Below are 24,453 nucleotides of genomic sequence, written 5' to 3' on the forward strand. Positions count from 1 at the left end.
CGCTGCCGGTGCAGTACGCCGACTACACCCTCTGGCAGCAGGAGGTCCTGGGCGACGAGAACGACGCCGGCAGCGAGCTGGCCCGCCAGGTCGACCACTGGCGGCACACCCTGGCCGGGCTGCCCGAGGAGCTGACCCTGCCCACCGACCGGCCCCGCCCGGCGGAGATGAGCCACCGCGGAGAGGACCTCGAGTTCTCGCTGTCCGCGGAGGCCCACGGTCGTCTGGTCGACCTGGCCCGGGAGAGCCGGGCGAGTGTGTTCATGGTGGTGCAGGCGGCGCTCGCCACGCTGTTGTCGCGGCTCGGTGCCGGGGAGGACATTCCCCTCGGCAGTGTGATCGCCGGCCGTACGGACGAGGCGCTGGACGACCTGGTCGGGTTCTTCGTCAACACACTGGTGCTGCGTACGGATGTGTCGGGTGACCCCACCTTCCGCGAGCTGGTGGCCCGGGTACGGGAGACGGACCTGGCTGCATACGCCAACCAGGACGTGCCGTTCGAGCGGCTCGTGGAGGTCCTCAACCCCGCCCGGTCCCTCGCCCGCCACCCCCTGTTCCAGGTGATGCTCGCCTTCCAGAACAACGCCGCCGCCGCCCTCGACCTGGACGGCCTGCGCATCACCCCGTCGAACGTGGGGCTGGACGCGGCGAAGTTCGACCTCTCCTTCCAGCTGAGCGAGCAGTTCGCCGAGGACGGCAGCCCGGCCGGTGTCGCCGCCGGGCTGGAATACGCGGTCGACCTCTTCGACCGGTCGACGGCAGAGCGCATCGCAGGGCGGTTCGTCCGTCTGCTGGAGGCGGTCGCCGCCGATCCGGACCTTCCGATCACCGCAGTCGACCTGCTGACCGAGGCGGAGCGGTGGCAGGTCACCAAGGAGTGGACCGGAGCACCGGCCGGCGTCGCCCCGGTGACGTTCGCGGAACTCTTCGAGACCCAGGCGGCCCGCACACCGGACGCCGTGGCCGTCGTCTCCCCGGACGTGGAACTCACGTACGCGGAGCTCGACGCACGCTCCAACCGGCTGGCCAGGGCGCTGGTCGAGCGGGGCGTGGGCCCGGAGAAGATCGTGGCACTGGTGCTGCCGCGTTCGGTGGACATCGTGGTGTCGCAGCTGGCGGTGCTGAAGGCGGGCGGCGCCTACCTGCCGGTCGACCCGGACTACCCGGCCGATCGGATCGCGTACATGCTCGAGGACGCCGACCCCGTCGTGGTGATCAGGGACGACTCACTGGAGCGGAGCCTGCCGGAGGATGCCGACGCCTCGAAGCTGACCGATACCGACCGGCTCGCCCCGGTCGACGTCGCGAACGCTGCGTACGTCATCTACACCTCCGGGTCCACCGGCCGTCCCAAGGGCGTGGTGGTCACCCACCAGGGCCTGGCGGCTCTCGCCGAGGCCGAGATGGAGCGGCTGGCACCCGATGCCGAGGCCCGGGTGCTGCTCTTCGCCTCGCCCAGCTTCGACGCCTCCGTGCTGGAGCTCGTCATGGCCTACCGCTCGGGCGGCGCGCTCGTGGTGCCTCCGCCCGGCCCGCTGGCCGGGGAAGCCCTCGGCGAGGTCCTGGTGTCCCAGCGGATCTCGCACACCATGATCCCGCCGGCCGCCCTCGCCAGCGTTCCGACGGGCGAGTACCCGGACCTGCGCACCCTGATCGTGGGCGGCGAGGCCACCTCGGCCGAACTCGCCGACCGCTGGGCCTCGGGCCGGCGCCTCGTCAACGTCTACGGTCCCACCGAGACCACCGTCATCTCCACCACCAGCCATCTGACCGGCGGCCAGGCCAACCCGCCCATCGGAACGCCCAACCCGGGCACTCGGGCCCTGGTCCTGGACGCCGGCCTGCGGCCGGTGCCGCCCGGCGTCCCGGGCGAGCTGTACCTGGCGGGCACCGGCCTGACCCGCGGCTACCGCAAGCGGCCGGCCCTGACCGCGGAGCGGTTCGTCGCCGACCCGTACGGGACGCCGGGCAGCCGGATGTACCGCACCGGCGACCTGGTCCGCTGGACCACCGACGGGATGCTGGAGTACCTGGGCCGCGCCGACCACCAGGTGCAACTGCGCGGCTTCCGGATCGAACTCGGTGAGATCGAGGCGGTCCTGACCGCCCACCCGGACGTCGTCGTCAGCGCGGTCGTCGTGCGCGAGGACCGGGCCGGTGACAAGCGGCTCGTCGCCTACGTAGTGCCCGTCGCCAGGGCCGGCTCCCTGGACACGGCGGAGCTGCGTGCCCACATCGGGGCCAAGCTGCCCGCCTACATGATTCCGGCGGCCTTCGTCACGCTGGAGGCCCTGCCTGTCACCGTCAACGCCAAACTGGACCGCCGGGCGCTGCCCGCCCCCGAATACGGCACCGCCGGCGACAGCCGCTCGGCCCGCAACCCTCGCGAGGAGGTGCTCTGCGGTCTGTTCGCCGAGCTCCTCAAGGTCGAAAGGGTCGGCATCGACGACAACTTCTTCGAACTCGGCGGCGACAGCATCATCTCCATCCAGCTCGTCGGCCGTATTCGCTCGGTGCTCGGCGAGAAGATCAGCAACCGTGCGATCTTCGAGACGCCGACGGTGGCGGCCCTCGTGGAGCAGCTCGGCACCGACACCGGTGACGGCTTCGAGGTGTTGCTGCCCATCCGGGCGGGCGGCGACAAGCCTCCGCTGTTCTGCGTGCACGGTGCCGGCGGCCTCGGCTGGCCGTTCTCCGAGTTCCTCAAGAACATCCGAGCCGATCACCCCATCTACGCCCTTCAGGCCCGCGGATTCAGCGAGCCCGGCCACATACCCGAGTCCATGGAGGCGATCGCCGCCGACTACGTCGAGCAGATCCGCCGGGTTCAGCCGTCCGGCCCCTACCATCTGGTGGGCTGGTCCTTCGGCGCCCTGGTCGCCCATGTGATGGCGACCCAGCTCCAGAGCGCGGGCGAAGAGGTGGCGCTGCTCGTCAACATCGACCAGCCGCCGCTGCTCGGCGACTGGAAGCAGGGGTATGTGCCGCCCACCGAGAACGACGTCCTGCGCACCCTGCTGGACTTCGTCGGCTACGACATCGACCAGCTCGGCGACCGGCCCGTCGGCCATGCCGAGGCGATGGCGGAGATCCGCAGCCGCAACAGCGCACTGGGCAGCCTGGAGGAACACCACGTCTCCGCGTTCGTGAACGTGGCCGTCGGCAACCACAAGCTCGCCGACCAGTTCCGACCGGACAGGTTCGACGGCGATCTGCTGCTGTTCGTCGCGGTCACCGAGCCGGAGAAGACCGACGAGCGGATCGCGCATTCCGTCGCAGGAATGCGCGCGTACGTCACCGGGCCCATCGATGCGCACCCGGTCGGAGCCGATCACCAGAATCTGCTGCAGCCCGAACCGGCTGCCACGATCGCGCGGATCATTCAGCAGAAGCTCCTCGAACTGAATTGAGTCGCAAGGCCGGTTGACAGCTTGCTGCAACCGGCCTTGTGGGCTGCCTGGGCCACGCAGTCCACTTGCAATTCTGGGCAACGCATACCCCTCGGTCCGAACGGAAGTGACTTCATGGAAGCAGCTGTTACAGCTGAAGGACTGTCGAAGAAATACGGTGATTTCCAGGCGCTGGACGACGTCAGCCTTTCCGTGCCGCAAGGCACGGTCCTCGGCGTGCTCGGTCCGAACGGTGCGGGCAAGACGACGACCGTACGCATCCTGTCCACCCTGCTCACCCCCGACACGGGCCGGGCCACCGTGGCGGGCTTCGACGTGGTGGCCAAGCCCGGAGAGGTGCGCAAGCGCATCGGCCTCACGGGCCAGTACGCGGCGGTGGACGAACGGCTCACCGGCCGGGAGAACCTCGAACTCATCGGCGTGCTGCTGCACCAGGGCCGCCGCACGGCCCGGACCCGCGCGGCCGAGCTCCTGGAACAGTTCGAGCTCACCGACGCCGCGGACAAGCCGGCCAAGAACTACTCCGGGGGTATGCGCAGGCGACTGGACCTCGCGGCGAGCCTGGTCGGCCGCCCACCCGTGTTGTTCCTCGACGAGCCGACCACCGGTCTCGACCTGACCAGTCGGCTCACCCTGTGGCGCATGGTCAGGGAGCAGGTGGACAGCGGCGTGACGGTGCTGCTCACCACCCAGTACCTGGAAGAGGCCGACCAGCTCGCCCACCGCGTCGCGGTGATCGACAAGGGCCGTCTGATCGCGGACGGCACACCGGACGAGCTCAAGCGGAAGGTGGGCGGCGACCGGATCGAGGTGTCCGTCGCCGACACCGCCGACCTGCCCGCCGTCACCCGCGCGCTGGCAGCGACCGGCGTGGAGCGACCAGTGGTGGACGAGGAGAGCAGGACCGTGTCCGTCGCGCTGACCGGCGGCATCAAGGTCATCGCCACCGTCTCCGCGGAGCTCGAGGCCGCCGGAGTCGAGCCGGTGGACTTCGCGGTACGCCGCTCCTCTCTCGACGACGTGTTCCTGGCCCTCACCGGGCAGCCCACCATCACGCCCGGCCCCGGCGCCCCGTCCGAGGAGCAGGCCGAGAAGCAGAAGGAAGTGCAGCCGGCATGACCGAGACGATCAGTGACTCCTTCGCCTTGGTGGGCCGGCACATGCGGCACATCAGGAGGATGCCGGAGCAGTTGATCGGCATCACGATTCTGCCGGTGGCATTCGTCGTGGTGTTCGGCTACCTCTTCGGCAGCGCGATGGAAGTTCCCGGGAACCAGAGTTACCAGGAATACATCATGGCCGGCATCTTCGCGCAGGTGATGCTCAGCAACATCTCCACCACCGCGCTCGGCGTCGCGGGGGACCTCAACAACGGGATCGTGGACCGCTTCCGTTCCCTGCCGATCTCCCGTTCCTCGGTCCTGCTCGGCCGGACCGTCTCGGACGCAGTACTGGCCACCTGGACGTGTGCGGTGATGGCCGGTGTCGGGTACGCCATCGGCTGGCGCGTGCACGAAGGCGCACTCAAGGCCCTTGCCGCCTTCGCGCTGCTCATCCTGACGGGCTTCGCACTGTCGTGGCTCGGCGCGCTGCTGGGGCTGGTCCTGCGCAGCCCCGAGACCGTGAGCGCCCTGTCCAGCATCATCATCATGCCGCTCGCGTTCCTCTCCAATGCGTTCATCCCGCTCCAGGGGCTGCCGGGCTGGCTGAGCACCATCGCCGAGTGGAATCCGATCAGCACGATCGTCTCCGCCTCCCGGGAGCTGTTCGGCAACACTGCGGGCCCGGCGAGCGACGCACTGCCCGCCCAGCACCCCCTCCCCGCCGCGCTGCTGGTCACCGCCGTCCTCCTGGCCGCCGTGATCCCGCTCGCGAACCGCGCGTACCAGCGGGCGGCAGCCTCCCGCTGACCCTTCCCCTCCCCCTTCCGCGCGACGCGTCCTGGCACCCTCCCACGAGGGGGCCAGGACGCGTCGTTTCCGCGGTGCCGGCAGGAGCGGGAACCGGTCAGCGTTGCGATCTGAAGATGGTGAACAGGGTGCGCAGCACCAACACGGCGCTCACCACCATCATGTTGTAGCCGATCAGCTGGAACAGACCGAGGGTGGGGCTGATGTGCGGCCCGCCGGACGTGCGCACCAGCAGCACGGCCATCAGTCCGATGGCGCATGACAACACGGTCAGCAGTGTCTCGTGCACGAGGGTGCGGACGAACTTCCGGTCCCGCGGATCGGCGAGCAGCCGGACCTTCACACCCAGCTGGCCGTTCTCGATCGCGGTGCCGATGCGCTCGATCCGCCGGGGAATCCTGCGCAGTATGGGCGCCAGACCGATCACTTCGTCCACGAACGTTCTGACCATCGCGTCGGGCCGGAGCTTCTCCGTGTGCAGGGCCACGGCATAGGTCCGTGCTCCGGCGATGATGTCGAACTGCGGGACGAGCCGCTCCAGAGATCCCTCCATGGTGGCCAGGGCGCGGAAAACCGCCGCGATCTCCGGTGGTATGCGCAGCCCGTGCCGCGACACCATGAGGAACAGGTCCGTGAACATCTCCCGGTCCGGGCGCAGGCCCGGCGCGAAGTGCCGGGCGAGGAACTGCCCCAGGGCCCGCTCCAGCTTGCGCTCGTCGAGGTCGTCGGGGTACGAGACCAGCTCCAGCAGCGCGTCGCACAGCGCCGCCGGATCGTTGCGGTGCAGGGCGATGAGCATGTTGCGCAGTGTCGAGCGGAAAGCCCGGTCGATACGTCCCACCGAGCCGAAGTCGAGCAGTCCCAGCCGGCCGTCCCGCAGGAGCAGGATGTTCCCCGGGTGCGGATCCGCGTGGAACACCCCACCGACCATGATCTGATCCAGCAGACACCCCAGCATCTGTCCGGCCAGCTGTTCCGGGTCGAGACCTTGCTCCGCGACCGCTGCGCGCGCACTGTTCAAGGGGATGCCGTCGAGCCATTCGCTGACCAGAATGCGCTCGGTGGTCAGCGATTCGTAGATGGTGGGCAGCCGCACGGCCCGGTCCGCCCCCGCCTGTGCGATGGACGTGGCCACGCTGGTCATGTTCTGTGCCTCGATGCGGAAGTCCAGCTCTTCCTGGAGCGAGGCGGCGAACCCCTCGGCGAGCGTGAGGGCGCCCACGCTCCGGCCCCACTCGGTGCGCTGCTGCATCTTGTCGGCGAACCGCAGCAGGATGTCGAGGTCGTCGACGACGACGGAGTGACTGCTCGGCCGCTGGATCTTCACGACCACCTGCGTGCCGTCCTTCAGGCGGGCGCGGTGCACCTGGGCGATGGAGCCGGCTGCCAGCGGTTGCTGCTCGAACTCGGCGAACACCTCGTACGGATCGGCGCCCAGTTCCTCCTGGAGCAGTAGGCGCACGTCCTCCCAGGGGTCCGGTGTCGCCTGGTGTTGCAGTTTGCTCAGCTCGGCGATGAACTCGGGCGGCAGCAGGTCGTACCGCGTCGACAGCACCTGGCCCATTTTGACGAACGTGACCCCGGCGTCCTCGAGCGCCTTGCGGAGCGAGGGTGCGAGCCGCCTGCGTTCCTCCTCCGCGGCCGGACCGCGCCTGGCCCGGCCGCGCAGGAACTGCCCCAGTCCGTGCCGCACGGCGATCCGGCTGAGCTGGGCGTATCGGCGGCTGCGGGCTGCGCGGCGGCGCAGGGCCGTGGGCCACCGGGCCACCCCTGCCCATGTGCCGCGGGGGAAAACCACTTCGGTGAAGGCGAGGAAGCCCATGGCGACCAGCAGCGCGGACCCGAACTGGACGGTGGCCAGCGCTGCGTAGTGCTGCTGGTCCTTCATCGCCATACCTATGACAGTGGCGGCGAGCAGTCCCACCGCGGCCGTCAGCATCGCGCGGGCCTTGCCGAGCCGGATGCCGAGAAGGCGTCTGGCTCCGACGGTGACTCCGATCAGAACCATGGAGATGGTGAGTACTGCCAAGGGCAGAAGAACAGCCGTTTTCATTCGGGTCCCCACGTATCGGTGTGGTCATAGTCTCATCCGGTGTCTTCGGTAACGGCCGCGAGACGGTTTCGCCCGGGCCGCCGGGCAACTTGCTGACACATGAGGAAGTCGACTCCGCTCGGCAGCCGGCCGTGCGTCCGAAAGGTCGGCAGCTTTATGCCACCGGACGTTTCGGAGTGCGGCCGCTCATCCTGCCGGAGGAGGCCGCTGCGTCCAGGGGCTGATGCGGAACTCGTGATCGCTTGGGAGAATGGCCATGTGACTGTCGAGATGAATTCCCCTGATTCCAGGGTCCGTTCGGTTCCGCCGCCGCCCCGGTGGGCGGTGTGGGCGGCTCACGCGGCGCCACTGTCAACGCTGCCGTCCGGTCTCTGGAGGGTCGCCATGGCCCTTGGTATCCCGGTGGGTTACTCGAAAGAGGTTCTGCGCGAGGAGTACGCCATTCCCGGCTGGGGAATGGCGTACGTCATCGGTCTCGCCCTCCTCATCGAGTGCCTGGCCCTGCTCACGATCGGTCTGGTCAGGCCCTGGGGCGAGCGGATGCCGCGATGGGTGCCGTTCTTCGGCGGACGGGACGTCCCACCCCGGGCCGCACTGATCCCGGCGACCTTCGGGACGGTGGCACTGACCGCGATCATCGCGGTGGTGATGCTCCAGGTCCTCATCGGGGTCAAGGACGACGGGCACCTCAGCGGTACTTCCTCCACGGTGATGGTCCTGTGCTACCTGCCGGCGTTCCTCTGGGGGCCGTTGCTGGGGCTCGTCACCTACTCCTACCGCCGCCGCCACCGTCATCTGCTGTAACGAAATCCGGCCGGCCGGGGAGCGCGCACGCCCTTTCCCGGCAGGCTTGTCGTCCTGCTGGAAACAAGCCATGTTCGAAAAGATATGCGAGACCCTCGTTTTCGCCGCCGCCGGCTCTTTCCGTGCCGACACCGGAATGGGCCTCCCGACCGGCTACCGGGACTGGAAGGGCATTCGCGGCTGGCTGTAATACCGGTTCTCTCCGCAGGAGCTCACGGCGCACCGTTCTTCTCCGTACTCCCTGACAACGAGGCGGCGTCCGCCGTGGCCCGGCACCTGCGCGAGGACCCGCCCGGCCTGTCGTCCGTGGCGCACGCCTCCGGACACGACGGGACGGTCGGCCGGTGGTAACCGGCCGGCCTCCTGGTGGGCCCACGGCGTCGCGCAGGCCGCCGCCATCGCCGAACTCGCGCACATCGCCTCGCTCCACCACGACGACGTGAGGGACGGCGCCGCCACCCGGCACGCCGTTCCTGACGTCCACGCCGGCTGGGGCGAGCGCGCCCCGACCACCTCAACGCACGGGCTGCGGGCCGGCCGGTGCCGGCGTACCGACGACGACACGCCGACGAAGGAAACGGGAGCCCGGGCGCGGCGCCCGGACTCCCGTACTGCCCATCGCGCGGCCGCCGGCCGCGCGAGAGGGGTGTCTACCTGCGGCTGGCCGGCTCGCGCTCCGGCTCCTGCACGGTGATGCCGTCGGCGGCCGGCTCCCCGCGGCCGCTCTTCGGGCGGCCCGGCAGCCAGGCCCGGTGACCCAGCAGCGTGGTCACCGCCGGCACCAGCAGCACCGCCATCACGAAGGCCGTGAGCAGGATGCCGAAGGACACGGCGAAGCCCATCTGCTGCAGCATCGAGTTCTGCGCCAGCATCAGCACGCCGAAGGTGCCGGCCAGGATGAGGCCGGCCGTGGCGACGGTCGGCATCGAGTGGGCGACCGCGAGCCGGGTCGCCTCCTTCGGCTCCCGGCCCCGGGCGGCCTCCTCCCGCAGCCGGGCGACCATCAGGATGTTGTAGTCGGTGCCGATGGCCACCACGAACAGGTAGACCATCACCGGCAGCATGAACAGCAGGCCGTGCTGGCCCCGCACGTTCTGGAAGAGCACCACCGTCGCACCGAGGGTGGCGCTGAACCCGAGGCCGACCGCGGCCATCAGGTACCAGGGCGCCACGACGCTGCGCAGCAGCAGACCCAGGATGATCATGATGGCGATGCCCGCCGCCGGGAACACCACGGAGTAGTCGCGGTTGACGGCGTCCCTGATGTCGGCGAGCAGCGCGGTCGAGCCGCCGACCAGACCCCTGGTGCCCTCGGGCGCCGCGCTGTGGACGGCGTCCCGCAGCGGCCCCTCGACCAGGGCGAGCGCCTCGTCCGCGGCCGGCTTGTGGTCGAGCACCACGCTGAACTGGGCCACCGAGCCGTCCGGGCTCACCCGGGGCGGGGAGACCGGCCCGACGCCCTGGACCTGCCCGATCCGCTCACCGAAGGTCTTCAGCGCCGCCTCGGGGATCGCCTTGCCGGCCCGGTCCTCCACGTAGACCAGCGTCGGCTCGGTGGCACCCGCGGCGAACCCGCGCGCGAGGTCGTCCTGGGCCTGCACGGACTCCAGGTGCTTGGGCAGCGAGCTGTTGGAGTCGTACTCGGCCCGGAAGCCGAACAGGCCGACGGTCAGGGCGATCAGGATGCCGCCGGACACCGCCGCGACCACGCCGGGACGCTGGGAGACGAGCCGGGCGGTGCGGTGCGACAGGGCGTTCTTCGGCTCGCGCTGCCACGCCTTGGACGGCCAGAACGCCTTGGTGCCCAGCAGGGCGAACACCGCGGGCACGAGGGTGAGGGAGGCGACCGCGGTGACGCCCACGGAGATGGCGAGCGCCGGGCCCATGGTCCGCAGCATGCCCATGGACGAGAGCAGCAGCGCGAGGAAGGCCACGATCACCGCACCCGCCGCTGAGGCGATGGTCTCGCCGACCCGTTCCACGGCCTGCGCCATGGCCTGCCGCGCCGGCACGCCGGTGCGCAGCTGCTCCCGGTAGCGGAAGAGAAGGAACAGGATGTAGTCGGTGCCGACGCCGAACAGCACCACGATGAGGATCGAGGAGACGGAGGCGTCGGCCTTCAGCCCGCCGATCTTGCTCGCGGTGGCGATCAGCCCGGTGGCCACGGCGAAGACCAGGGAGATGATGAGCACCGGCATGAGGGCGATCAGCGGGCTGCGGAAGATGATCAGGAGCAGCACGACGATGAGCCCCAGCGTGGCCAGCATGATCATGGAGTCGGTGTCACCGGCCGATTCCATCGAGTCCACCGCCGAGGCCGCCTGGCCGGTGATGCCCATCGACAGCGCTCCGCCGGAGAGCTGCTCCTTGGCGTCGACGCGCATCTGCTTGACGGACTCGTACACGCCCTCGGTGTAGACGCTCTCCGCCGAAGTACTGACCGAGGCCAGCATGATCGTGCCGTTCGGCGAGAGCATCTGCGGACCGGTCACGACCTCCTTGATCTCGCTGTATTTCTTTCCCGTCAGATCAGCCGCCACTTTCGATACGGTGGCCTGATCCTCCGCCGTAAGATTTCCGCCATCGGTACGCTTGAAGACAATGGTGGCGGCCGGCTGCTCCTCACGCGGGAAAGCGCGCTCCTCCACCTTCATGACCTGCACCGTCTCGTAATGCGACGGTAGGAACTCGGCCTGATCTGTAGTCGACGGTAGTTGCGGAGCCAGCATCATCGTGGCCAGTGTGGCGACGATCCAGGCGGCGATGGTGAGCCATGGGCGGCGTACGGCAAGCCGCCCAATCCCTCGTAACATTGCAGACTCCTTCAGCGGACTCGGATGGGGGAATCCCGGCGAGTTTAGAAAACCCGGACGCCGAAATTCCTTCCGGTGACAGCTTGTTGACAGCGATCGCTCTTGACGTGGCGCCGCACGTCACACCGCACCCCCGCGGTTGGCCACAAGCTGTCAGGAGCAGATAATTGGCGGGGCCGTTGTCAGTAGCCTGCCCACTCGATGGTCCCCGTGGCATGAAGCCGGCAGTGCCGTTGTCCGCCTCGCACTCTCATTTCGACGTTGCGCTGCGGACCGGGAAGAGGCCGGGCCCCGACTGGGCCCGGCCTCCCGGTGTTTACGTGCGTGTGCCGCTCACGCGCAGCCGCGCTGCCAGTTCCATCCGATGAAGGTGTTCCGCAGCGACACGTCGAAACGACAGGTCGCGGTGCCGTCCGCGTTCAGGTCCACGGAGGAGTGGTGCGTGTTCGCGTACACGTTCCCGGAAATGTCGAAGATTCCCTTGTACGTGAAGTCGGCGTGCGCCTCGGTCCGCGAGACACCGCAGTCGCCGGAGCAGTCGGTGTTCTTCGTGGCGGACTTCAGCGACCAGCCGGCATTCCAGGGCTCCCGGTTCCACGCCTGCGTCGCGTCGGTGGCCGCCGTCGTGATCCGGCCGCTGTCCGTCGTCCACTGCGACGTCGTGTAGAGGCCGGTCATCCGGATGTTGCAGCAGTCGTACATCTCGTTCCAGCTCTTGAACTGGCGAACGGTGCCGGCGTCGGCCGCCGACGCGACGGACGCGCTCCCGGCGGTCTTCGACACGCCCTCGGACGCCACCGGTACCAGCCGCGTTTCCCCGAGCCGAGGCTTGCAGTCCGTCCCGATCGTGATCTGCTGCTGTACGGCCATACCGGCCGGCGGCGCGGGCAGCGATCCGGTCAGCCGCACCTCACCGCAGGCCCGCGCATCCGGTGAGGCAGGCGTCGCACTGGTCCCGGCCGCCGCGGCCGGAACGGCCGTCAGGGACAGGGCGACGACGGCGAGTACAGCGGCGAGCGTGATTCGGTTTCGCAATTCCTCTGGCCTTCCCTCGGAGTTTTCGTGAGGGAGCGTAACGGCGGCCATTCCGCGCCGACCGGACCGCCGAAAACTTGGCAGGAAGCTGACGATCCCCTGGTCGGCCGTGCGTCGAGGTCGTAGTGGCACCTTCATGTCAGCGCTGTTGTAGGGAAGTCCGCCCGGGCTGAAAGCTGTCGTGCGAATAGGTGAAAACCAGAGAGTTCGCCGTGTTGCGGAGGGATTCCCCATGGGGGCTGGACAAACGTACGGAGCCGGGGCGGCACCCGTGTCGCCCGATCTGCCCGCAGCCCGGCTGCTCACCCGACTCGCGCTGGAAGAGCCGGAGTTCGAGGCCCGAATGCGCGAAGCCCTTTCCGGCGCCGAGAAATGGCTCCAGGCCACCGCCCACGAAGCACTCGACCCGCGGGTCGCCGCGCTCACCGGCCACCTCGCCGACGCCGGCGGCAAACGCCTGCGCCCCCTCCTCGTCCTGCTCGGCGCCGAATTCGGCGACCCCTGGGCCCACGGCATCACGCAGGCCGCCGCCATCGCCGAACTCGTGCACATCGCCTCGCTCTACCACGACGACGTGATGGACGGCGCCGCCACCCGGCACGGCGTCCCCAGCGTCCACTCCCGCTGGGGCGAGCGCGCCGCCGTCCTCGGCGGGGACTGGCTGCTCGCCCGCGCCGCCCAGCTCGCCGCCGGACTCGGCTCCGCCGCCGTGCACCTCAACGCACAGGCGGCAGGCCGCCTGGTCGCGGGCCAGCTGCGCGAACTGACCGGCCCCGGCCCCGACGAGGACCCGGTCACCCACTACTTCAAGGTGGCCGAGGGCAAGACGGCCGCCCTGCTCTCGATGTCCCTGGGCATCGGGGCCGTCCAGGCCGCGGCCTCCGCGGGCGACGTGGCCGCGCTCACCGAGTGCGGTCAACAGCTCGGCATCGCCTTCCAGATAGCCGACGACCTCCTCGACCTGCGATCCCCGGCCGAGGTCACCGGCAAGGAACGCGGCAAGGACCTGCTCGCCGGCGTCCAGAGCCTGCCGGTCCTGCTCGCCCGCGAAGGCGGCGATCCCGCCGACGCCGAACTGCGCGGCCTCCTCGCCGCCGGCCCCGTCCCGGCCGCCGGCGTGCCACGCGCCCTGGAGCTCTTCGAGCGCTCCACCGCGCTCGACGAGACCGAGGCCGTGATGCACCGCCGCCTCGACCGGGCCCGCGCGGCCCTCGCCGGCCTGCCCCCGCTGCCGGCCCGCCGCGCCCTGCTCGCCCTCTGCGACTACGTCGCCCTCCGCACCAGCTGATACCGCCACGACCGGCAGAACCGGCAAGGGAGCCCCCATGACCATGGCCGAACGGGTCGCCGAACTCGTCCGCATCCGGCAGGACGTCCTCGACGGCGTCCCCGCCGCCACTGAGGCGCAGCACGCCAAGGGCAAGCTGACCGCCCGTGAGCGCATCGCGCTCCTGCTGGACGAGGGTTCCTTCAAGGAGGTCGAGCAGCTGCGCCGGCACCGGGCCGTCGGCTTCGGCCTGGAGGCGAAGAAGCCGTACACGGACGGTGTGATCACCGGGTGGGGCACGGTCGAGGGGCGGACGGTCTTCGTCTACGCGCACGACTTCCGGATCTTCGGCGGGGCGCTGGGCGAGGCCCACGCGGCGAAGATCCACAAGATCATGGACATGGCCATCGCGGCGGGTGCTCCGCTGGTGTCGCTGAACGACGGTGCGGGTGCCCGGATCCAGGAGGGCGTCTCGGCGCTCGCCGGGTACGGGGGCATCTTCCAGCGCAACACCAAGGCTTCCGGCGTCATCCCGCAGATATCGGTGATGCTCGGGCCCTGCGCGGGCGGCGCCGCCTACTCGCCGGCGCTGACGGACTTCGTGTTCATGGTCCGCGAGACCTCGCAGATGTTCATCACCGGGCCGGACGTGGTCCGTGCGGTGACCGGCGAGGAGATCACCCAGAACGGGCTCGGCGGCGCGGACGTGCACGCCGAGAGTTCCGGCGTCGCGCACTTCGCGTACGACGACGAGGAGACCTGCATCGCCGAGGTCCGCTACCTGCTGTCGATGCTGCCCGCCAACAACCGTGCCACCCCGCCCGCCGTCCCCTGCGACGACCCCGCCGACCGCCGCTGCGAGCGCCTCCTCGGCCTCGTCCCCCTCGACGGCAGCCGCCCGTACGACATGCGCGAGGTCATCACGGAGATCGTCGACGACGGCGAGCACATGGAGGTCCACGAGCGCTGGGCCACCAGCGTCATCACCACCCTCGCCCGGCTCGGCGGCCAGGTCGTCGGCATCGTCGCCAGCCAGCCCCAGTCCCTGGCCGGCGTCCTGGACATCCACTCCTCGGAGAAGGCGGCACGCTTCGTCCAGCTCTGCGACGCGTTCTCCATCCCGCTCGTCACCCTCGTCGACGTACCCGGCTTCCTGCCGGGCGTGGACCAGGAACACGGCGGCATCATCCGGCACGGCGCCAAACTCCTCTACGCCTACTGCAACGCCACCGTCCCGAGGATCTCCCTCATCCTGCGCAAGGCCTACGGCGGCGCCTACATCGTCATGGACTCCCAGTCCATCGGCGCCGACCTCACCTTCGCCTGGCCGGCCAACGAGATCGCCGTCATGGGCGCCGAGGGCGCGGCCAACGTGGTCTTCCGCCGCCAGATCGCCGCCTCCGAGGACCCCGCGGCCACCCGGCAGCAGCTCGTCAAGGAGTACAAGGCCGAGCTGATGCACCCCTACTACGCCGCCGAACGCGGCCTCGTCGACGACGTCATCGACCCCGCCGACACCCGCGCCACCCTGATCAGCGCCCTCGCCATGCTCCGCACCAAGCACGCCGTGACACCCGTGCGCAAGCACGGAAACCCCCCGATGTAAGGAGTGAGAGCCATGTCCGGCACCACCGCACCCGCCCTAGAGGGACCCCTGGCGCCCGCCCTGTTCGAGATCATCAACGGCAGTCCCACCCCGGAGGAACTCGCCGCCGTCGCGGCCCTCCTGACGGTCCTCACCACCCGCTCACCCGAGCCGGTCCCGCCCGAGCCGCCGGCCGCCCGCTGGGACCGCAGCGAGCTGCTGCCCCCCTCCTCGTGGGCGGCAGGTAACTGATCAGCGGCCCGCTGGCAGTTTGCTGCCGCCGTCGTTGCGGGGCCCCACCCCGGCCTGTAACCCAGAGTGAAGGCGAACCGGGCGTTCGGGTACGACCGTGGCCTGAGTAAGGGAGGGCAGCCGTGCTTCAGGTGGTGTTCCGGATCCTGGGGCCACTGGACATCAGCGCCGACGGGCGCCCGGTCGCCCTCCAGGGCGCCCGGCAGCGCACCCTCATGTCCATGCTGCTGCTCGCGCCGGGCCGGGTCGTCTCCGTCGACACCCTCGCCGACGCCGTCTGGCACGGCAACCCGCCCGCCACCGCGCGCAACCAGATCGCCATCTGCGTCTCCGCCCTGCGCAAGACCCTCAAGAACGCGACCGGCATCGACGACCTGCTGGTCACCAGCCACCCCGGCTACCTGCTGCACCCCGGCGAACACCGCATCGACGCCGTCGAGTTCGAGGAACGGGCAGCCGAAGGACGCGAGGCCGCCCGCCGCGGCCGTACCGAGGAGGCCTGTACCCACTTCGAGGAAGCCCTGGCGATGTGGCGCGGCCCCGCCCTCGCCGGCATCACCGCCGAACGGGTCGAAGCGGAGGCCGAGCGCCTGACCGAGCTCCGCCTCGACGTGTACGAACAGCTCACCGCCCTGCGCCTGGATCTCGGCCGGCACCGCGAACTGATCGGGGAGCTCACCGCCTTCGTACGGACGAACCCGCTGCGCGAACAAGCCCTCGCCCAGCTGATGCTGGCCCACTACCGCTCCGGCCGCCGCGCCGAGGCCCTGGAGGCGTACCGCGACGGCGCACGCCTGCTCTCCGAGGAGCTCGGCATCGACCCCGGGCCCGCGGTCCAGGAACTGCACGAGGACATCCTCGCCGACTCCCCGAAGCTCACCCTTCCCGCCGGCACCCCCCTGCACGCCCCCGTCACCACCGTGCCCGCCCACCTCCCCCCGGCCGCGGCGTCCTTCACCGGCCGCAACCAGGACCTCGCCACCCTCGACCGGCTGCTGGACCTGCTCGACGGTTCGTCCCCGCCCGTCGGCTCCATCACCGGCCCCGGCGGTGTCGGCAAGACCGCGCTCGCCGTCCACTGGTCCCACCAGGTCGCCTCCCGCTTTCCCGACGGGCAGCTCTTCGCCGACCTGCGCGGCTACGACGAGGAGGAGGAACCGCGCAGGCCCAGCGCCGTCCTCGACCGCTTCCTGCGCGCCCTCGGCGTGCCCGGCCCGCAGATCCCCGCCGACCAGGTCGAACGGACCGCCCTCTTCCGCAGCGTCCTGGACGGCCGCCGGGTCCTGATCGTCCTCGACAACGCCCGCTCTTTCCAGCAGATACGCCCCCTCCTGCCCGGCACGTCCGGCTGCTGCGTCCTGGTCACCAGCCGCGACAGCATGAGCAGCCGGCTCGCCGGCGACTACGCCCTCGTACCGCTGAACCTCGGCTCCCTCGCACAGGACGAGTCGATCACCCTGCTCTCCCGGGTGGCCGGCGACGACCGGCTGGCCGGCGACCCGGTGGCCGCCGCCCGGCTGAGCGAACTGTGCGACCGCCTTCCCCTCGCGCTGCGCATCGCGGCCGCCCGGCTCGCGGCGAAACCGCACTGGACCGTCCGCACGCTCGTCTCCCGCCTCGAGGACCAGCACCGCAGGCTCGACGAACTGAGCCTGGATGCGCGCGGGGTACGGGCCGGTCTGCGTCTGAGCTACCGCGACCTGCCGGCCGACACCGCCCGCATGTTCCGGCTGCTCGGTTCGCTGAACGTCACCGAGTTCTCCGCGTGGGCCGGCGCCGCCCTGCTCGACATCGGCCCGGTCGACGCCGAGGACCTCATCGAACAGCTCGTCGACGCCCAGCTCCTCGAACCCCTCAGCGCCAGCGCCGGCCACGTCCGTTACCGGTTCCAGGACCTTCTCCGCCTCTTCGCTCGCGAATGCGCGCTTGCCGAGGACGGAGAAGGAGAACTGCGGGCCGCCCTGCGGCGCGCCTGCGGGGTGTGGCTCGGGCTCGCCAAGGTGGCGCACCGGCGGCTCTACGGCGGTGACTACACCGTTGTCCCCGGCGACGCTCCGCTGCGGGACCTCCCCGCCCACCTGGTGGACTCCCTCGTGGAGAACCCCATGGAGTGGTTCGAGGCCGAGCGCTCATCCATCACGGGCCTCGTGCAGCAGGCTGCCCGTGAGGGCGAGTCCGGCTACGCGTGGGAGCTGACGATGACCAGCGTCACCCTCTTCCAGAACCGCAACTACCTGGAGGACTGGCGGGAATGCGGCGAAGCGGCCCTGGAGGCCGCCCGCCGCAGCGGTGACCGGCTGGGCGAGGCGGCCATGCTCCAGTCGCTCGGTACCTTGGAGATCATCCAGTACGAGCACGACAGCGCGTACGAGCGCCTCGGCCTGGCCCTGGCCCTGTTCGAGGAGCAGGGCCAGGACCAGGGGCGTGCCCTGGTGCTGCGCAACCTGGCGATGTGTGAGCGCCATCGCGGAGACACGGGCCGGGCGGTGGAGACGGGCCGCCGTTCGCTGGAGATCTTCCGCGCGGTCGGCGATCCCTACGCCGAGGCCCATGTACTGGGTCTGCTGGCGCAGATCGAACTGGAACGGGGGGACGCCCAGGCGAGCCTGGTGCTGTCTTCGGAGGCCGTGGCCAGAAGCAGAGGACTCGGGTCGGTGCGGGGCGAGGCGCAGAGCATGCTCCGGCTGGCGAAGGCGCTGCTCCACCAGGGCGACGGGGCGCGCGCCGAGGAGGCCTGCCGGCGTGCGCTGGAGCTGGTCCTCGGCAGTGGTGACCACAGGGGCGAGACGCATGTGCTGCGCGCCCTGGGGGAGGCGCTGTGGCGCCAGGGAAAGGTCGAGGAGGCCGAGGCGGTCGCCCGCAGTGCCGTACACGCCGCGGAGAAGGTCAGCGACGCCTACCTCCGGGCCCGGGCAGCGGTCGTCCTCGGATGTGCGCAGGCACTGCGCTCGGATGTGAGCGGCGCCGCGGGTACGTTCAAGAGCGCTGCGGTCCTCTTCACCGAGGTCGGCGCACGGGCGTGGCGGGAGCGAGTGGAGCAGTTCCTGGTGGCGCTCGCGGAAGGCGAACCGGACGGCTTGCGACGGCTGTTCGCGAGCGGCCAGCCCTGACGGCGGTCCCCCCGCGGACCGGGGTCACACCCACGGGTCGTCGGCCGTGACGGCCGGGGAAGCGGAGAGGCCCGGGGCCGCGCTGTCGGCGAATGGCGTCACACCCTGGTTCGCGGCGACCCCTCCGACCGCCGCGAGCAGCAGGGCCGCCGTCCCCACCAGCCGGCCCAGCGGAGCGGCCGTCGCGGTGTGGGCGGTCTTGCGAGTGGAGAGAACGGCGCGGTTCATGGTGTCCTCCTGGACCCTCGTCGTCCGCCGTGGGCCGGTGCCCTGCGGTACGCCGTGAACGCTACGGAGCCCCCGTTTTCGTGCGCTTTCAAAATCCTTTCGGATCACCGAAATCGATCCGAGAGGGAGAGAAAACCCCAGGTCATTAGTGTTTCGCGGTGGTTGGCCCGCGAGCAGGCGCGGGCTCGCGAAACGGAGGGGACTCCATGGACTTCAAGATCCTCGGGCCCGTGTCCGCCGTGCTCGACGGCCGCCCGGTTCCCCTCGACGGATCCAAACAGCGCACCGCGCTCGCCGCCCTGCTCCTCGCCCAGGGACAGGTCATCACCGACGAGCGGCTCACCACCCTGCTCTGGGGCTGGCAGCCGCCCGCCACGAGCACCCGCCAGCTCTACACCTACGTATCGCGGCTGCGCACCCGGCTGGGCCCGGGCCACGGCCTGGAACGCCTCGGCGCCGGCTACCGCATGGACATCACCCCCGGCGCCCTCGACTGGGACCGCTTCCGCGAACTCGCCGCGACCGGCCGCGCCGACCTCCTCGCGGGCCGCTACGCCGACGCCGAACGCCGCCTCGGCCAGGCGCTCGCCCTCTGGAGCGGCCCCGCCCTCAGCGACGTCACCGAACAGCTCGCCGCGGCCGAGGGCCCACGCCTGACCGAGGCACACCTCGCCGCGACCGAACACCACACGGAGGCCGCCCTCGCCCTGGGCCGCCACGGCGAACTCGTCCCGGGCCTCACCCGGCAGGTCACCCTGCACCCCGTGCGCGAGCGCCTGCGCGGTCAGCTGATGACCGCACTGTTCCGCTGCGGCCGGCAGGCCGACGCCCTCTCCCTGTACGAGGAGGGCCGCCGCATCCTCGCCGACGAACTCGGCATCGATCCGGGCCCCGAACTGCGCGCCCTGCACCAGGAGATCCTCACCGGCAGCCTGCCGGGCCCCGCCGCCCCCGAACACCGGACGAGCACCCTCGCGGCCGAGCCGCCCGCGCCGCGTCCGGCCCCGGTGGGTCCGGCCCCGGTGGGTCCGGCCCCGGTGGGTCCGGCCCCGGTCGGTCAGGCGCCGGTGGGTCCGGCCCCGGTGGGTCCGGCCCCGGTCGGTCAGGCGCCGGTCGGTCAGGCGCCGGTCGGTCAGGCGCCGGTCGGTCCGACCGTCGCCGGTCGGACTCCCGTCGGTGAGGCCTCCGCCGTTCCCGGCCGCGCTGCCCGCCCGGTCCCGGCTCTGCTGCCGGCCGCGCCGGGCGACTTCACGGGCCGGGAGGCCCAGAGCCGCGAGGTCCTGGACGCCCTCGGCAGCCACCGCGACGTCGTCATCACCGGAGCCCACGGCACCGGAAAGTCCGCGCTGGCCCTCAGGGCCGCCGAAGACGCCCGCCCCGCCTTCCCCGACGGCCAGCTCTACGCCGACCTGCGCACCCCCGACGGCATTTTCCGCACCCCCGCCCAGGTCCTCGGCTGGTTCCTGCTGGCCCTGGGCACCGCCCCCGGCCGGATCCCCGACGACCTCGACGAGCGCGCCCAGCTCTACCGCACGCTCCTCGCAGGCCGCCGCATGCTGATCGTCCTCGACAACGCGGACGACGACGCCCAGGTACGCCCCCTGCTGCCCGGCGGCGGCGCCACCCGCACCCTCGTGACCGGCGTACGCCCGGCCCTCGCCTCCCTCGAAGGCACCCGCCTGGTCCGCCTGGGCTCGATGACCCCCGCCGAGGCGACCCGTCTCCTCGCCCGGATCGCGGGCCCCGACCGGCTGGCCGCCGACCCCGAAGCGGTCGCCCGCATCGCCGAATACTGCGACCGCCTCCCGCTCGCCCTGCGCATCGCCGCGGCCCGCCTCGCCGCCCGTCCCGACCGGCCGCCCGCCCGCCTCGCCGCCCGCCTCGCCGCCGAGGACCGCCGGCTCGGCGAACTGCGCATCGGCAGCCTCGACGTCACCACCGGCCTGCGGCACGCCCTGACCGCCCTCGACCCGTCCACCGCCGCGGCGTTCGCCGCCCTCACCGCCACGGACCTCCGCCTCTTCACGCCTCCGGACGCGGCCGCCCTCCTCGACCTGCCGGTCCACGAGGCCGAGGACGTCCTGGACCAGCTGGCCGACGCCCGCCTCCTGGAACCCCGGCCCGCCGACAGCCTCGTCCCGCAGTACAGCCTGATGCCGCTGGTCAGACTGTTCAGCCGGACCCGCGTCCTCACGGCGGCCTGAAGTCCCGCTCCCCTGCGGCCCGGTGGTCCCCGCCACCGGGCCGCTTACCCGTGTGCGGACTCACCCGCAGCCGCCGGCGTGCCCCTCGTCCAGGCCGTAGGTGGCGATGTACCCGTCGTTCGCGGTGCTCTTCGCGGCCAGTTCGTTCAACGCGTCGACATAATCCGCGAGAACCTCCGACCACGGCGTTCCGCTGTCCCGCAGAAGCAGTTCCTGGTCCACTGCCGCACTGCGTTCGATCTCCGTCAGAATTTCCAGGGGGTGCTGGACCTGGGGCTTCTCGAACATCATTCCTCCTGTTTGTGTCGGGCCCCGTTCAGGTCCCGCACCAACAGATTCGGCTCACCCCCTGTATTCGTTCTCCGGTCCACTCGGCGTCCTCGATACAGGCGTCGTACAGATCCCGTACAGAGGATTCACATGGAATTGCGCCCATGGACACGAACCCGGCCGCGGCCGCACCCACCGACATCAGGGACGCGGTGATCGCAGGCGGCACCCTCACCGCCTGGATCGCCGCCGCCCGGCTGGCCTCCGCCTGCCGCGGGACGGTTCGTGTCACGGTTCTCGAAACCCCTCACCGCCCCGCGAGCAGGGTCACGGCCCTCGGGCCGACGGTGCAGAGCGATCTCTTCGACCGCCTCGGAATTCCCGAGAACGAATGGACGCACGCGAGTTCGGCGTCCTTCTGCGCAGCCGTCAAATATGTGAACTGGGGTGGCCGGGAACAGCATTTCTACATTCCGCAGGACGGGACACCGCCGGACTGTGAAGGGTTCCCTCTCTCCGATTTCTGGCTTCTCCGTCGCCGGACCGGCCGGACGGTCGAACCCTCCGACTACGCCTGCTTCCGTGAGCCGCCGCTCATGGACGCCCGGAAATCCCCCCGCTGGCTGGACGGCCGAGCGGCGATTCCGTACGGCTGGCACGCGGACACCATCATGCTGACCCATTTCCTGCGCAGAAAGACGATGGAGACGTGCGGCGTGCGCATGGTGACCGGCGAGCTCCTCGGCGCCCGCACCGACGGGAGCGGCATGCTGACGGCCCTGCGCACCACCCGCGGAGACCTGACGGCCGACTTCTTCCTGGACTGCACCGGCCACGAGAGCCGGCTCCTGGCCGGCATCCTCGGCGAACCCTTCCTCAGCGCGGCCGACCGCCTCCTCCCCGACAGCATGCTGTCCCTCACCGTCCCGCAGGGCAGCGGCTCGCACGGGGTCGAGCCGTACACGACGGCCACCGCCCTCGCGCACGGCTGGACCTGGCGCCGCCCCCTGCGCGGCCGCTGCGGCGCCGGCCTCGTCTACGCGAGCACCCTGACCACCCCGGACGAGGCCGCCCGGAGCCTGCGCAGGACACTGGGCCTGCCCCGCGACTCCGCGGAACTGACCCACACCCCCCTCCGCGCCGGCCGCACCAGGCGCGCCTGGGTCAAGAACTGCGTGGCCCTCGGTGCGGCCGCCTGGTTCACCGACCCCCTGGCCGACGACCACGGCGCCACGCTCGACCTGCTCGACCGCCTGATCCGGGACCTCCCGTCCCTCGGCACCCGTGACGTCCCCGCGCCTCGCTTCAACCGGGCGGCCGCCGCCCACTACCGCGACGCCCTCGGCCTCGCCCAGCTCCGCTACGCGGCTTCACCGCGCACGGACGGCCCGTTCTGGACCCAGCAGCGCACCATGCCCCTCTCCGACACCCTGCACGCCACCGTGGAAGCCCACCGGGCCGGCCTGTCCGTCACTCCCGAGGAGGCTCCGCTGCGCGCCCTCCTGACCGCCCTCACCCCGCACACCGCGTGCCCGCCCCCGGCCCTCTCCCACCACCCCCACGCCCTCCTCAGGGCCGAAGACCACTTCACCCGGATCAAGCGGCAGCAGAGGATCCTCCTGGAAACCCTTCCGCCGGCCCACACCTACCTGGACCGCCTCCACGGCCGGATCCCCCAGGGGGACGAGTCGTTCGCGGCGATCTGACGCGAGAAGTCCACGCCGAGGAGGCGACGCACCGGCCGGCCGGACCGAGATTCCTCCGGACGCGACGAGGACCCGGTCGTCGTCGAGGTCGGGCCGGCCCTGGAAGAAGTTTTCGGCGCGGGCGGTGACGGTGAACGGGGAATCGATGCCCTCGGCGGCCACCCGTTCCACGGGTTCCGCGAGCGGGCGCCCATCCGCCGCCTCCAGGCGTACGAGGCCGCCGGCGCCCCCGTGCTCTACGCCCCCGCCCTGCCCGAGCCGAGGCCATCGCGGCCGTCTGTTCCTCGGTGACCCGGCGATCACCGCCCACCGACGATCCGGACGGGCTCCGCGGTCGTGTCCGCGGCGGGTTCCGCGGCCGGTTCCGGCTCGGCCTCCAGCTGCGCCATGTGCTCGGCCACCCGCTGCGCCGTCGGCCCCAGCATCCCGTCGGTGACCCGGCCGTCGACGAGGAAGATGACGCGGTCCGCGTACGAGGCGGCCACCGGGTCGTGCGTGACCATGATCGTGGTCTGTCCCTGCTCGTCGACCGGACCGCGCAGCAGCCTCAGCACGGTCCGGCTGGAACTGCTGTCCAGCGCCCCGGTCGGCTCGTCGGCGAACAGCACCTTCGGACGGCTGATCAGGGCCCGTGCGACGGCCACGCGCTACTGCTGGCCGCCGGACAGCTGGGAGGGCAGGTGCCCGCCGTGCTCGCCGAGCCCGACCTGCGCGAGCGCCGCCCGTACCTCGGCGGGGTCCGGCCGGCGGCCGGCCAGCCGCAGCGGCAGCCCCACGTCAAGTGATCTCGTACTGCCGGGATGGACCGCCGCTTCGTTCAAGCCGGTTCGACACCCACCCCGGTGGGCCTGTCCGCCCGCGCCCGGTACCGCCCCGGAGTCGTCCCGAACTCGCGGCTGAAGGCGTGCGACAGCGCGTACGGGGTGCCGTACCCAACCCGGCGGGCCACCGCCGACAGCGGGTCCGCGGTGTCCCGGAGCAAGGTGGCGGCGAGGTTCAGCCGCCACCACGTGAGGTACGCCATCGGCGGGCGCCCGACCAGCGCGGTGAACCGCCGCGCCAGAGTCGGGCGGGACACCCCCGCCTCGGCCGCCAGGCGCTCGTTGGTCCACGCTGCGGCCGGGTCCGAGTGCAGTGCCCGCAGGGCGGCGGCCGCCACCGGGTCCCCCAGTACGGCCGGCCACGCCCCGGTGCTGGCCTCGTCCATCCAGGACCGGACCATGTAGACGAGCAGGAGGTCGAGCAGGCTGGGCACCGCGATACAGGCGCCCGGCCGCCGCCCGTCGAGCTCCCGGCCCAGCAGCCCGATGGCGGCGCGGAGTTCGGGATGGGCTCCCGGCCGGTTCGGCAGGTGCACCACCTCCGGCAGCTCCGCCATCAGCGGGTGCACCCGGCTGCGGTCGAGCCGGTACTTGCCGCACAGCATCTCCACCGCCCCGGAGCCGTCCTCCGGCGGCCGAGCCGCCGTCCCGCCGGCCAACGCCTCCAACGGCACGGCCCGTTCCACGGCCGCCGCGTCCGAGGGACCGTCGGCGATCACATGCCCCGTCCCGTGCGGCAGCAGCACCGCGTCACCGGGACCCAGCACCACGGACGAGCCCCCGTCGGCCAGCAGCCAGCAGCTGCCCTCCAGCACGACATGGAAACCGGCGCCGTCGTACGGGGCCAGGCGCGTGCACCAGCGGCCGCCCACCCGCACCCGGTCCGAGGAGGGCTGCCCGATCCGCACGGCCGAGATCGCGTCGCTCACCACGTCCATCGGGCCAGACTAGATGAGACGCTCCCGTATCCCGATGAGCCGAACAG

17 protein-coding genes and 1 pseudogene are annotated in these 24,453 nt (G+C 71.2%); 11 read left to right on the forward strand and 7 right to left on the reverse strand.

Annotated elements, in window-relative coordinates; all coding sequences use genetic code 11:
* The 3 genes from AB0D48_RS33040 to AB0D48_RS33050 form a co-directional block, all read left to right on the forward strand.
* On the forward strand, window positions 1–3,410 hold a 3,410-nt coding region (locus AB0D48_RS33040; RefSeq protein WP_362405470.1), incomplete at its 5' end, for an amino acid adenylation domain-containing protein.
* Between the two features lie 114 nt (window positions 3,411–3,524).
* Window positions 3,525–4,529, forward strand: a complete 1,005-nt coding sequence (locus AB0D48_RS33045) for an ATP-binding cassette domain-containing protein (protein WP_362405473.1) — start codon at window positions 3,525–3,527, stop codon at window positions 4,527–4,529.
* Complete coding sequence (locus AB0D48_RS33050; protein WP_362405476.1) at window positions 4,526–5,320, forward strand: ABC transporter permease; 795 nt, start codon at window positions 4,526–4,528, stop codon at window positions 5,318–5,320. The genes AB0D48_RS33045 and AB0D48_RS33050 overlap by 4 nt, the downstream gene beginning before the upstream one ends.
* 97 nt (window positions 5,321–5,417) lie before the next feature.
* Here AB0D48_RS33050 and AB0D48_RS33055 read toward each other — a convergent pair whose 3' ends face one another.
* Complete coding sequence (locus tag AB0D48_RS33055; protein WP_362405479.1) at window positions 5,418–7,349, reverse strand: AarF/UbiB family protein; 1,932 nt, start codon at window positions 7,347–7,349, stop codon at window positions 5,418–5,420.
* Window positions 7,350–7,757: 408 nt separating this feature from the next.
* Between AB0D48_RS33055 and AB0D48_RS33060 the strand changes: the two genes are divergently transcribed.
* Both AB0D48_RS33060 and AB0D48_RS33065 read left to right on the forward strand, forming a co-directional pair.
* The gene (locus tag AB0D48_RS33060; protein WP_362405482.1) at window positions 7,758–8,177 is read left to right on the forward strand and encodes a hypothetical protein; all 420 of its coding nucleotides are present in this window, start codon (window positions 7,758–7,760) and stop codon (window positions 8,175–8,177) included.
* A gap of 241 nt (window positions 8,178–8,418) precedes the next feature.
* Window positions 8,419–8,871: a polyprenyl synthetase family protein gene (locus tag AB0D48_RS33065; protein WP_362405563.1), complete on the forward strand. Its 453-nt coding sequence runs from the start codon at window positions 8,419–8,421 to the stop codon at window positions 8,869–8,871.
* Here the strand turns inward: AB0D48_RS33065 and AB0D48_RS33070 are convergent.
* Window positions 8,828–10,990: an MMPL family transporter gene (locus tag AB0D48_RS33070; protein ID WP_362405485.1), complete on the reverse strand. Its 2,163-nt coding sequence runs from the start codon at window positions 10,988–10,990 to the stop codon at window positions 8,828–8,830. The two genes, AB0D48_RS33065 and AB0D48_RS33070, sit on opposite strands and share 44 nt — an antisense overlap.
* Before the next feature lie 333 nt (window positions 10,991–11,323).
* Window positions 11,324–12,025 (reverse strand): hypothetical protein, encoded by a 702-nt coding sequence (locus AB0D48_RS33075; protein WP_362405488.1) that lies wholly within the window; start codon window positions 12,023–12,025, stop codon window positions 11,324–11,326.
* A 232-nt stretch (window positions 12,026–12,257) separates the two neighbouring features.
* Here AB0D48_RS33075 and AB0D48_RS33080 point away from each other — a divergent pair, with 232 nt between their 5' ends.
* The 4 genes from AB0D48_RS33080 (at window position 12,258) to AB0D48_RS33095 (ending at window position 18,239) form a co-directional block, all read left to right on the forward strand.
* Entirely contained in the window at window positions 12,258–13,313 is a 1,056-nt protein-coding gene (locus AB0D48_RS33080; protein ID WP_362405491.1) for a polyprenyl synthetase family protein, read from the forward strand.
* A 43-nt stretch (window positions 13,314–13,356) separates the two neighbouring features.
* Entirely contained in the window at window positions 13,357–14,898 is a 1,542-nt protein-coding gene (locus AB0D48_RS33085; protein WP_362405566.1) for an acyl-CoA carboxylase subunit beta, read from the forward strand.
* Window positions 14,899–14,910: 12 nt separating this feature from the next.
* Window positions 14,911–15,129: an acyl-CoA carboxylase subunit epsilon gene (locus AB0D48_RS33090; RefSeq protein ID WP_362405494.1), complete on the forward strand. Its 219-nt coding sequence runs from the start codon at window positions 14,911–14,913 to the stop codon at window positions 15,127–15,129.
* 122 nt (window positions 15,130–15,251) lie between these two features.
* Window positions 15,252–18,239, forward strand: a complete 2,988-nt coding sequence (locus AB0D48_RS33095; protein WP_362405497.1) for a BTAD domain-containing putative transcriptional regulator — start codon at window positions 15,252–15,254, stop codon at window positions 18,237–18,239.
* A 24-nt stretch (window positions 18,240–18,263) separates the two neighbouring features.
* On the opposite strand, the gene AB0D48_RS33100 is transcribed toward AB0D48_RS33095, so the two are convergent.
* Window positions 18,264–18,467 carry a hypothetical protein gene (locus AB0D48_RS33100; protein WP_362405500.1) on the reverse strand — a complete coding sequence of 68 codons (204 nt, stop codon included), beginning with the start codon at window positions 18,465–18,467 and terminating at the stop codon, window positions 18,264–18,266.
* A 206-nt stretch (window positions 18,468–18,673) separates the two neighbouring features.
* On the opposite strand from AB0D48_RS33100, the gene AB0D48_RS33105 reads away from it, so the two are divergent.
* Window positions 18,674–20,671 carry a BTAD domain-containing putative transcriptional regulator gene (locus AB0D48_RS33105; RefSeq protein ID WP_362405503.1) on the forward strand — a complete coding sequence of 666 codons (1,998 nt, stop codon included), beginning with the start codon at window positions 18,674–18,676 and terminating at the stop codon, window positions 20,669–20,671.
* 60 nt (window positions 20,672–20,731) lie between these two features.
* On the opposite strand, the gene AB0D48_RS33110 is transcribed toward AB0D48_RS33105, so the two are convergent.
* Entirely contained in the window at window positions 20,732–20,959 is a 228-nt protein-coding gene (locus tag AB0D48_RS33110) for a DUF6269 family protein (protein ID WP_362405506.1), read from the reverse strand.
* A gap of 146 nt (window positions 20,960–21,105) precedes the next feature.
* Here AB0D48_RS33110 and AB0D48_RS33115 point away from each other — a divergent pair, with 146 nt between their 5' ends.
* Complete coding sequence (locus AB0D48_RS33115; RefSeq protein WP_362405509.1) at window positions 21,106–22,647, forward strand: tryptophan 7-halogenase; 1,542 nt, start codon at window positions 21,106–21,108, stop codon at window positions 22,645–22,647.
* Window positions 22,648–22,946: 299 nt separating this feature from the next.
* Here the strand turns inward: AB0D48_RS33115 and AB0D48_RS33120 are convergent.
* Both AB0D48_RS33120 and AB0D48_RS33125 read right to left on the reverse strand, forming a co-directional pair.
* A pseudogene (locus AB0D48_RS33120) lies at window positions 22,947–23,438 on the reverse strand (ATP-binding cassette domain-containing protein); the annotation flags it as partial.
* Window positions 23,439–23,464: 26 nt separating this feature from the next.
* Complete coding sequence (locus AB0D48_RS33125; protein ID WP_362405512.1) at window positions 23,465–24,406, reverse strand: AraC family transcriptional regulator; 942 nt, start codon at window positions 24,404–24,406, stop codon at window positions 23,465–23,467.
* Window positions 24,407–24,453 lie beyond the last annotated feature (47 nt).

The organism is Streptomyces sp. NPDC048269, assembly GCF_040652395.1.
Classification (GTDB): Bacteria; Actinomycetota; Actinomycetes; order Streptomycetales; family Streptomycetaceae; genus Streptomyces.

What these genes read in the sequence shown, in the direction of transcription:
- AB0D48_RS33105 (WP_362405503.1), top strand. Translation starts at nt 18,674, where the DNA reads ATGGACTTCAAGATCCTCGGGCCCGTGTCCGCCGTGCTCGACGGCCGC.
- AB0D48_RS33060 (WP_362405482.1), top strand. Translation starts at nt 7,758, where the DNA reads ATGGCCCTTGGTATCCCGGTGGGTTACTCGAAAGAGGTTCTGCGCGAG.
- AB0D48_RS33070 (WP_362405485.1), bottom strand. Translation starts at nt 10,990, where the DNA reads ATGTTACGAGGGATTGGGCGGCTTGCCGTACGCCGCCCATGGCTCACC.
- AB0D48_RS33085 (WP_362405566.1), top strand. Translation starts at nt 13,357, where the DNA reads ATGGCCGAACGGGTCGCCGAACTCGTCCGCATCCGGCAGGACGTCCTC.
- AB0D48_RS33115 (WP_362405509.1), top strand. Translation starts at nt 21,106, where the DNA reads ATGGACACGAACCCGGCCGCGGCCGCACCCACCGACATCAGGGACGCG.
- AB0D48_RS33090 (WP_362405494.1), top strand. Translation starts at nt 14,911, where the DNA reads ATGTCCGGCACCACCGCACCCGCCCTAGAGGGACCCCTGGCGCCCGCC.
- AB0D48_RS33045 (WP_362405473.1), top strand. Translation starts at nt 3,525, where the DNA reads ATGGAAGCAGCTGTTACAGCTGAAGGACTGTCGAAGAAATACGGTGAT.
- AB0D48_RS33100 (WP_362405500.1), bottom strand. Translation starts at nt 18,467, where the DNA reads ATGAACCGCGCCGTTCTCTCCACTCGCAAGACCGCCCACACCGCGACG.
- AB0D48_RS33110 (WP_362405506.1), bottom strand. Translation starts at nt 20,959, where the DNA reads ATGTTCGAGAAGCCCCAGGTCCAGCACCCCCTGGAAATTCTGACGGAG.
- AB0D48_RS33125 (WP_362405512.1), bottom strand. Translation starts at nt 24,406, where the DNA reads ATGGACGTGGTGAGCGACGCGATCTCGGCCGTGCGGATCGGGCAGCCC.
- AB0D48_RS33050 (WP_362405476.1), top strand. Translation starts at nt 4,526, where the DNA reads ATGACCGAGACGATCAGTGACTCCTTCGCCTTGGTGGGCCGGCACATG.
- AB0D48_RS33080 (WP_362405491.1), top strand. Translation starts at nt 12,258, where the DNA reads ATGGGGGCTGGACAAACGTACGGAGCCGGGGCGGCACCCGTGTCGCCC.